Raw genomic sequence first — 8,491 nt, forward strand, 5'->3', positions numbered from 1 at the left:
GAGCCAGTTTCAACGGATTTACAGAGGTCACCAAATGGGTGAAGCAAAAAGACGTCAACTTCTTGTTCAAACGCAAGCCCTTGAGGCCATGGTGGTGGACACACCCGGTGGTCGAATCCACCTGCAGTGGGACCATGCTGCCAGCGCCACACCGAATGCACAACTGACGTTCTTTGCCAAGTTCTTGACCACCACCGGCGTCTATGAATCCTGGGTCAACAGCTGAAGGCGAAGTTGCAAGGCACCTTGAAGGCGGCCGGGATCGCGGGCTACTTGATGGAAAGCGGCAAAGTCTCTGATCTGCCCGCCTATTTCAGCAATCAAGTGTCTGAGAAAACCGGCACCCCCAACACCGGCCGCATGATAGCTGGTGACTGGTCGCAGGTGATGCTGGGAATTTAGAGCGAGATTGACCTCCTAGTCAACCCGTTTGATTCATTCGCTTACCGCCGCAGCGCCTATCAAAGCCGCCGCCCTGCTGCTGATCGCTGATCTGTACAAAAACAGGGAGGGGGCAGACGGAGCGACAGCTCTACAGCAATCAGGCTTATATGAGCCGCCTGCTTAACCCGTATCGAGTGCTCACAGCATGATTACCGGCCAGCTAGACCAACGCGTGACTGTGGAGCGCGCCACCACCGCTCAAGAAGACAGTGACATGGGCCGCGCTGGCCACCGTATGGGCTGCTGTGGAGCCGCTGGCATGGCGTGAGTACATCGCCGCAATGTCCGCGCAATCCGAAGTCACCACCCGCATAAAGATGCGTTACCGGCCGGGAATCACATCCGCCGATAGAATTATCCACACGGCACGATTTACAACATCGTGAGCGTGATTGACTACAAAAGCGCAAACGGGACCTGGTGCTTATGTGCAAGGCCAGTTCGTAGGCTACTGGCAACGTCTCAAATTCTGGCAATAGAGCGGAAAACAAAAAAAGCCTGCTATCGTTTAAGTAGCAGGCTATTCAATGCCTATAAGGATTATCTGGTGGGTTCTGCGATATTCGAACTCGCGACCGACGGATTAAGAGACGCTGCACCAGGCCTTGGAATGGGTTTTGACGTCAACCCTACATCAATAAAATCAAGCACTTACGTGAACTCAACCGAGTTCAACCGCAAGTGTTCGAAGCCCTCCGAAGCCTCCATCGCTATCAAATTCGCTATCAAATGGAGACCTGCGGACCAGCGCAGTCTAGCGCCTTCCAGCGCTGGCGGCAAGCGGCGGTGCCCAGCACCACCAACGCACAAGCCTCGACCGAATCAGCATCGACCCAGGGCGCCCCTACCCTGCATTCTTTTAGCGTCCTGAGACAGGTCCCCTACCTGTGCTGAACCTTGGCCGCATCCAGGACGGTGAGCGTGTCGCCGTCTGAGACACCCACGACCTTGCCAACAATGTTCTGGGCGCTGGCAAACGAGAGACTCAGCAACAGCGCGAGGGTTAGGAAAATGCGTTTTTTGGTGAGGGTCATCCGGCAAGCATAACGGCCCGTCCATTGCCTTCCTCTCCAAAGTTTCAGCGCTGAAACTCAGGCTAGGGGTTGGGCCCCGAAGTGCATGAGGCACAACGCAGACTCCGCAGACCGGCGCCGCTGTCGTTCTGTGGCGGTGGCATCGAAGTCATCTCAGCATATTAGGTCAAATCGCCTGGAAGTCTGAGCGACATTAAAGAGCCGAGCCTGCGGTCACGAATAAGTGACGAGAGCAAAAGAAAAGGGAGCTGAGTTTCCCCAGCCCCCTTATTCAGAAGTCAGCTCGCTTATTTGGCAGCAGAGGCTGCAGGTGCGGCAGCATCAGCCTTCTTGGCGGCGCTAGCTTTTTTTACTTTCTTAACAGTGTGCTTCTTTGCTGTAGTTTTTTTCACTGCGGGCTTCGTCTTTGTGGTTGTAGCAGCTGGCGCAGTCACAGCAGCGGGAGCGGTCGCACCTTCATCCTTTGGAGCGACAGGCGCCTGAGCGAACGACACAGCAGCAACACTTGAAAGCAGCGCAGCAGCGATAAGGGTCTTGATATTCAACATGATTAGTACTCACTCAAAAAACGACAGTCGCAGTAGCTCCGACCATCTCGAGCGAGCCAAAGTTTTATTCTGGCTTGTAACTGTGATGAAGATGGTTACTTCTTCGCTTACTTCTAGTCCGGAATGACCGCGCCGACTACAGCGCCAGTCACTTGAACGCCCGTTTTGACAACCGTGGCGGCCACCGTCACTGCCGCATCGGCAACGGCCACGACTGCGCACCCGCTGCACATCAGAACGGCCAGTGCGACCATGGCTTTTGCTGCCCCATCGACAACTCGCTTCATTGAAACTCTCCAGATGTTTTGGGTGCAATTATCGGACCCCAGCCGCAGACGAGTGAAACTCGCAGCCTCGGCCGAAAAAAACCCGGCGCTAAGGCCGGGCAGAACCCACCTTCAGGTGGACCGTGTTGGCGCCAACACATGGGCACCTCCGGGGCAGGATTCAGCGTAAAAACGGACACTGAATCAACCAGCCATACGTCCGGTGTTGTTTGCTCTCGGTCACCCAGGCAGTCCAACCATCGCGCGATATCTACCCCGGTCGCCTGAAGCTACGGCGACGCGCGTGCGTCGTATGTGATTGATTGCACCACGCCAGCACGAAAGCGCACCGTCGCTACGAGATTGCCGGGGCCACGGTCGTACAACCATTCTTCAATTTCCTGGCATGGAAAGATGGTGCTGGCAAACGGCTCTGGAACAAGCTGGAACCCTGGGTAATAGTAGACCGGTGCACAGAATGAGTCTTTGAGCAAAGGCTCCCCGCAGCGGTAACGGACAGACAACCTTGAATCGCCAATTTCAATACTGTGGCCATTGCAGCGTAGCGTTTCTGAATGCGCAGGCAGGAACAGGACTGAAAAGACAGTAGCAAAGCAAATGCGGATAAGAAATTTCACATTTCCTCCTTTCGCACCTATCGGTCCCGGGTGGAATAAACGGCCTATCGCCTATGGTAGCGGACACGTCACTTTCATGCGTCAGGCTCGAAGGAAGAGTTGGACTCGGTTTGTTGGGTTGATAAGCCGTAATATAAACAGCGGGACTGTACTGAACACCTTCAACTTTGAAATCAGTGTCCAGATGCCCAACGTCAATTCAGTCCTCGTTCAGTCCGCCCCCCGTACTTCACTTTCACATGTTCCTCTCGCGAGACCAAAGCGATTGGAGGCGCGCCCGAATTCCTCAGGGGAGCTTGTCCTGATTCGTGGACTGCCAGGAAGCGGGAAAAGCACCATGGCCAAGGATTTGGCCACCCAGGGCTACCTGCACTTCGAAGCCGACATGTACTTTGAACTCGATGGCCATTACCGGTACGACGCCTCATGCATTCGTGAAGCTCACAGTTGGTGTCAAAAATGACCCGCCAGACGCTCGCCAAGGGCCTGAAAGTCGTTGTGAGCAACACGTTTACACAGTTGCGGGAGATGGAACCATACCGGTCAATGACCGACAGTATTCGGGTGGTTGAAGCCCGCGGCAAATGGCAGAACACGCACGGCGTCCCAGTGGAAAGGCTTGAAAAGATGGCGCTGCGTTGGGAGCCACTCAGAAATCCGAAAAATTTCACAACTGCAGGGTCCTTCGACTGAGTTCAGAAGGGTCTGGGGTCAGTCAGTGTTGCGAATGGCGGCTTTGTGCCCTTATGTGGAGCTCTACATAAGGGCACTTATGCATAGGACCCAGTTATGGATAGCCTCCGGTTCGATGGCGGTCCTGTCAGCGGCATCTGGGGGAGTTGGCTGGACTCTGGCTCTACATAATTTCAATGCCCAGTCAGTTTCCAAATGCGCGCCCTGAGGACGACCCATGTTTTATGGATGATTGAGTGCTGCGGGTCGGTGGTCACTCTGTCATTGAGCGGTCTGAGGCAAGGGAGCAGCAGTAGTCTCTTGAAGCCGTACATGACGTTCTCAGTTCAGGGTTTTCAGACCTCAGTGGAGCAGCCCAACTTATGCTGAGCGTTCAGCGTGTTCCAACCTGCGAAGCCAATGTTCATGCGGCCTCCGGTCGTACTGGCACACGAACTATTCATAACTGGGTCCTATGCATAAGTGCCCAAAGCGGTCATTGGCGCTAGTCCGGGGACAGTCAAAATTGCAGCGAGACGCGCCGGTCAGGCCAGCTCCAAAAACCGACGGTGCCGATAGTCATTTCATCGAACTGACTCGTAGACGACTATTTCCGGAAATCGTCGACTCGTTGCGTTTTGGCTTGTTTTGACAAAATTTGGACCAAAAGTATCGCAGCTGCAGAGCTTGCCAATGTCGGCGACGTGGTGATGATTTGCGCCAAGCCATGGACAGCTTGCATGCTGACTTGCTGTATCCAATTGGCCAGAGCAATCACATCACCAGTTTGAACTTTCTGTGTCTCATCAATGCCTACCCGTAAACCAGGCGACGCACCTCGAAGGCGGATGCCTAGAAAGATTCCGTTGGCAATGGCAACCAGGGAAAGCAATCCCAATGGTCTCATTAATCGCTCTATCAAGCGTCTTTTCTCGACTGCCGGTGCAATCTCAAACACTTTTCCAATCAATTGTGAAAGCATGTGACTCTTTGTGACCGGTGGTGCCGACTGGTACTCCTCGGCAACCAGTTGTTCAATCGGAATTTCTGGACCTTGAAGCGCCGGCTGGACCGATGTATGGACTTCTATCTTTTCGTTCACGTTCATTGAATCTTCTCTTAACGTTTTGTTTATTCCAAACACCCTCGAACTTCATAGCTCTCGAACCGAAGGATTTACAGTGTCAGGGCCGCACATAAATGCGGGGTTGAGAAATGTGCTTCTCTTAAATTTCGAGTGGGTTGCCGGGCTGGGGAAATGCCCGAAAAACCCGACTGCAGCCTGGCTACCTGGACATCCAACGTGGGGATGAGTACCGCTAAGCGACCCTTGAACCGAGTTCACTCTATCCTGCTACAAGCCGCATGAATGCTTGCTTTCCATCTTCGCCGAGCTTCGGAGGCAGGCGTGGTCAGTGCATCGCCTCACCGCGGCCTTCCTGACAAGCCTTCCTTTCCAGTCCCCGAAAAACGGGCCGATTTCACCCACTTAAATTTCAATAGAGCCAGAAATGTCAATCAAAGGCAAACATTGGTCCTCTTGAAAGAGTTTTTCACAGGACATCGGACACAAGGTTTACTGATGATTCTCCCGAGAAGAATTGCATGCAATTTGGAGGCTGCTGCCTTGGCCAGTACATGCCACTCTGCAGGGGAGTGGTCAACTTCGGTCAGGCCTTTTTGGCCCAGGCACTGCACCAGCCTTTGGCCGTCACGTTCTTGCCTTGGAAAACCGGGCAGCCCCCCGCTGAATCACCAGCCTTGCCCAAGTACAGGGCACACCCGCTGCACTGGCTGCCGGCGATGTAGGCCTTGAACTTGATCTTGTCGACCCGGATGGCGTCATCCACGTACCCGAGCGCAACGGCTTGAGCATCCTTCTCGCCGACCAGCGCGGCGACGCCCATCACTGGCGCGGTGGCAGCGTAGGTGGACTCGATGACTGCCGAGCAGGCGGCGAACAGCGCGACGCCAGCTGTAGGCGCGATTTCAATGAAGCGGCGACGCGTGGTTGTGATGTTCATTTCTATTTCCTTCATTCGATTAACTTTGGGACCTTCGGGCATTGAAAAGACGCTGCAGTCTCAGGTTGGGACGACTCAACTCAAAGGGTCCCGTTTGCGCGAAATTGGCGGAATTCGTAAGACGTAGCCACCGCTTCATTGAGGAAGAAATCGCGCGCTGTCAGCGGCAACAGGTAAACCGGGTCAGTTCATTTTCCTTGGCGCATGGTAGGTCCGACAAGAGCTACTCGTCTGTGCGCTCACGCACATTAGGAGGATGAAAATCTGAGACGCATTCGAATGGTTGTCCGCTTTTGGTCGCGTCCTGACATATGGATGCGTAGAGGAAAGGGTCACCAGTGTTTTACGACAAGGCAACAGCCCTTACGGCGGCCAGCCTCAGGTCGGGCTATCATGTTCATCAGTGAAATGTAGAAAGCACGTTCAGGGATGAGACTCGCAATCGGAATTATCGTATTGGCGCCGCGCTGTGGGAGGTGAAACTGTGGACGACCGGCGCGACTAGCGGTTGGGTTTCTACAGATGTCATGGTGGGTGCAGGACTCGGAGTTATTGTGGTCGCTTGGGTTGTGGGAGTGTGGTTGCGCAATCGACAGCGCAGGCGTTTGATTGATATGCGGGACTCGGCGCTTTGGTGAGACGTCAATCAGAAATCAGCCAAGTGCCATCGTTTGCCTGGACCACTCGACCTCAGATGTGTTTCGAGCGTCTGTTGATTGCCACCTGAATGTTCAATTTTTAGTAGACTGCAATGGGTTGGACATCCGTGAAGCAGGGTGAACGGCCGCTAGCAGGCGATTTCTTGGATGTCCGGCTCTGGTCGAGAAGCGCCGGTCAGGTCAGCGCCCAAAGTTGACATTCAGACTGGGGTGTCTGGAAACTGCTAGTCTTGCTGCCCCTGCTTTAACTTCGAGAGGATGCCATGCGCTATCGCCTGCTGGGCCGAACCGGCCTGTATGTTTCTGAGCTGTGCCTGGGAACCATGACCTTTGGTGGCCAGGGATTCTGGAAAGTCATGGGCGGGCTGGGACAAGACTCCGCCACCTCCTTGGTGAAACAAGCTTTTGATGCCGGTGTGAACTTTATCGATACCGCCAATGTGTATTCACTGGGTGACTCGGAAACGCTCACTGGCAAGGCCATCAAGAGCCTAGGCCTGCCGCGCGACGAACTGGTAGTGGCCACCAAGGCCACTGGCATCATGAACGAGACGGCAGTAAACGCCCGAGGGCAGTCACGGTACCACCTGATGAACGAACTGGACGCCAGCCTCAAGCGGCTTCAGCTCGACCACATCGACCTCTACCAGTTGCATGGCTTTGACCCCCTTACTCCGCTGGAAGAAGTGCTATCCACGCTAAACGATATGGTGCGCTCGGGTAAGGTCCGCTATATCGGCCTATGCAACATGGCGGCCTGGCAGATTATGAAGGGATTGGCGATTTCGGAGAAAAATCACTGGGCGCGTTTCGAAAGCGTGCAGGCCTATTACACCGTGGCTGGGCGCGACCTGGAGCGCGAAGTATTACCGCTGCTGCAGGACCAACAACTTGGCCTTATGGTCTGGAGCCCGCTGGCTGGGGGGCTACTGAGTGGAAAATTTGCTCCAGACGGAAAGGGGCCGGAAGGCGCACGCCGTGCGAGCTTTGACTTTCCATTGGTCGATAAGGCGCGCGCCTTCCGCGTCCTTGACGCGATGCGCCCAATCGCGCAGCTCCATCAGGTGTCGGTGGCACAAGTGGCATTGGCCTGGCTGCTGAGTCGGCCACAGGTGAGTACAGTGATTGTTGGTGCAAAGACGCCCGCGCAGCTCGAAGACAACCTGGGCGCCACCCAACTCGAGCTGACCCCAGATGAGTTGAAGGCGCTTGATGAAGTAAGCGCGTTGCCGCCGGAATACCCAGGATGGATGCTGGCAAGGCAGGGCCAAAACCGCGCCAAACCGCCGATGAAGGTCTGAGCTCGGGTATATCTCAGGCTGTGACGAGGCTATGAACGCGAAGAAAAATTCATCAGGTCAGGCGTGTGAAGTCGAAAGTCTTAAGAACATCAGCGATTAAAGCGCTTACTCATCACTGGGCCAATGCGAGATTTTTTTTCCATTGGCCCGAATGACCGATATTGGTCGTCTTATGCCATCTTTCACAAAAAGGGAGCCAATGGGCTCCCTTTTTGTGTCCCTTTCCAAGGCATCTCATCGGTCTTGCGCACAGCCCGGCTACTGTACAGAAGGGGCCGGGAAAACTTGGCTACGCTGCCTTGCGAGCAGGAAATGCAAACACGTTCGAAGGCAGCAAAGATGCCCCAAGGTTTGTCTGACCGTGACCTTGAGAGCCCGGTTGATGGCCATTATTCTTAGGGAAAGTGTTCCCGCCAGGCGTTTGCAACGCTGGCACAGCTGGCGCGGTTACAGCGTCACAGCCCCTGACACGGGTCTTTTCCATATCGTCAGGTTCGGTCTGCAATGCCCCCGCTTGACCTCCGGTAATGGCAAGCAAAGCTGATTCTGGCGTCGCGGGGCTCTGGTTACGTGAGTCTTTAGTCGCCACTTTCCCCAATTTTTTCAATCGCTCGGCGAGGGCATGCTGAACCTTTTCCTGGCGGTTCATTTTGAGCTGCTGGGCGCCATCGCAATGGCCTTGCGGTGGCAGCTGCAAAATTACGCCATTGGCGCTGGCACGGTCCAGCGCGACCTGCATATCCTGGCCCACCAGGTCGACATAAAACTGGGCGGTCTGAATGTTCGAGTGCCCGAGAACCTGCATGAGCTCGTGGGCACTCAATCCACGTCTAACCCAATCCGTGGCCCCCCAATGCCTCAGGTCCTTGAACTGCAGCAGGGTGGTTGACGACAATTACCGTGGC

Annotated in this window: 13 protein-coding genes; 6 read left to right on the forward strand and 7 right to left on the reverse strand. The window is 54.8% G+C overall.

The annotated features are described in order from the left end of the window. Positions 1 to 34 precede the first annotated feature (34 nt). From B3F77_RS15110 to B3F77_RS15120, 3 genes are all read left to right on the forward strand, one after another. A complete protein-coding gene (locus B3F77_RS15110) occupies positions 35 to 226 on the forward strand; it encodes a hypothetical protein (RefSeq protein WP_293605745.1) in 192 nt (63 codons plus the stop codon). An 8-nt stretch (positions 227 to 234) separates the two neighbouring features. Next, complete coding sequence (locus B3F77_RS15115; protein ID WP_293605746.1) at positions 235 to 402, forward strand: hypothetical protein; 168 nt, start codon at positions 235 to 237, stop codon at positions 400 to 402. Between the two features lie 287 nt (positions 403 to 689). Continuing rightward, the gene (locus B3F77_RS15120) at positions 690 to 830 is read left to right on the forward strand and encodes a head-tail adaptor protein (protein ID WP_293605757.1); all 141 of its coding nucleotides are present in this window, start codon (positions 690 to 692) and stop codon (positions 828 to 830) included. Positions 831 to 1,325: 495 nt separating this feature from the next. Here the strand turns inward: B3F77_RS15120 and B3F77_RS15125 are convergent, their stop codons facing one another. The 4 genes from B3F77_RS15125 to B3F77_RS15140 all read right to left on the reverse strand — a co-directional run bounded on the left by B3F77_RS15125 (position 1,326) and on the right by B3F77_RS15140 (position 2,930). After that, positions 1,326 to 1,478, reverse strand: a complete 153-nt coding sequence (locus tag B3F77_RS15125) for a hypothetical protein (protein ID WP_293605747.1) — start codon at positions 1,476 to 1,478, stop codon at positions 1,326 to 1,328. Positions 1,479 to 1,765: 287 nt separating this feature from the next. Continuing rightward, positions 1,766 to 2,026 carry a hypothetical protein gene (locus B3F77_RS15130; protein ID WP_293605748.1) on the reverse strand — a complete coding sequence of 87 codons (261 nt, stop codon included), beginning with the start codon at positions 2,024 to 2,026 and terminating at the stop codon, positions 1,766 to 1,768. Between the two features lie 113 nt (positions 2,027 to 2,139). Next, positions 2,140 to 2,313 (reverse strand): hypothetical protein, encoded by a 174-nt coding sequence (locus B3F77_RS15135; RefSeq protein WP_293605749.1) that lies wholly within the window; start codon positions 2,311 to 2,313, stop codon positions 2,140 to 2,142. 269 nt (positions 2,314 to 2,582) lie between these two features. Next, positions 2,583 to 2,930 carry a DUF2845 domain-containing protein gene (locus B3F77_RS15140; RefSeq protein ID WP_293605750.1) on the reverse strand — a complete coding sequence of 116 codons (348 nt, stop codon included), beginning with the start codon at positions 2,928 to 2,930 and terminating at the stop codon, positions 2,583 to 2,585. A 337-nt stretch (positions 2,931 to 3,267) separates the two neighbouring features. Here B3F77_RS15140 and B3F77_RS15145 point away from each other — a divergent pair, with 337 nt between their 5' ends. Further along, positions 3,268 to 3,393 carry a hypothetical protein gene (locus B3F77_RS15145; protein WP_293605751.1) on the forward strand — a complete coding sequence of 42 codons (126 nt, stop codon included), beginning with the start codon at positions 3,268 to 3,270 and terminating at the stop codon, positions 3,391 to 3,393. Next, entirely contained in the window at positions 3,390 to 3,623 is a 234-nt protein-coding gene (locus B3F77_RS15150) for a hypothetical protein (protein ID WP_293605752.1), read from the forward strand. Before B3F77_RS15145 ends, B3F77_RS15150 begins: the two co-directional genes overlap by 4 nt. Before the next feature lie 586 nt (positions 3,624 to 4,209). Here the strand turns inward: B3F77_RS15150 and B3F77_RS15155 are convergent. Both B3F77_RS15155 and B3F77_RS15160 read right to left on the reverse strand, forming a co-directional pair. Continuing rightward, positions 4,210 to 4,710, reverse strand: a complete 501-nt coding sequence (locus B3F77_RS15155; protein ID WP_293605753.1) for a hypothetical protein — start codon at positions 4,708 to 4,710, stop codon at positions 4,210 to 4,212. A 562-nt stretch (positions 4,711 to 5,272) separates the two neighbouring features. Then, positions 5,273 to 5,626, reverse strand: a complete 354-nt coding sequence (locus tag B3F77_RS15160; protein WP_293605754.1) for a high-potential iron-sulfur protein — start codon at positions 5,624 to 5,626, stop codon at positions 5,273 to 5,275. A gap of 922 nt (positions 5,627 to 6,548) precedes the next feature. On the opposite strand from B3F77_RS15160, the gene B3F77_RS15165 reads away from it, so the two are divergent. Then, complete coding sequence (locus B3F77_RS15165; protein ID WP_293605755.1) at positions 6,549 to 7,586, forward strand: aldo/keto reductase; 1,038 nt, start codon at positions 6,549 to 6,551, stop codon at positions 7,584 to 7,586. 289 nt (positions 7,587 to 7,875) lie between these two features. Here the strand turns inward: B3F77_RS15165 and B3F77_RS15170 are convergent, their stop codons facing one another. After that, a complete protein-coding gene (locus B3F77_RS15170; protein WP_293605756.1) occupies positions 7,876 to 8,391 on the reverse strand; it encodes a hypothetical protein in 516 nt (171 codons plus the stop codon). Positions 8,392 to 8,491 lie beyond the last annotated feature (100 nt).

This window comes from Polaromonas sp. UBA4122, assembly GCA_002381615.1.
Taxonomy (GTDB): Bacteria; Pseudomonadota; Gammaproteobacteria; order Burkholderiales; family Burkholderiaceae_C; genus Polaromonas.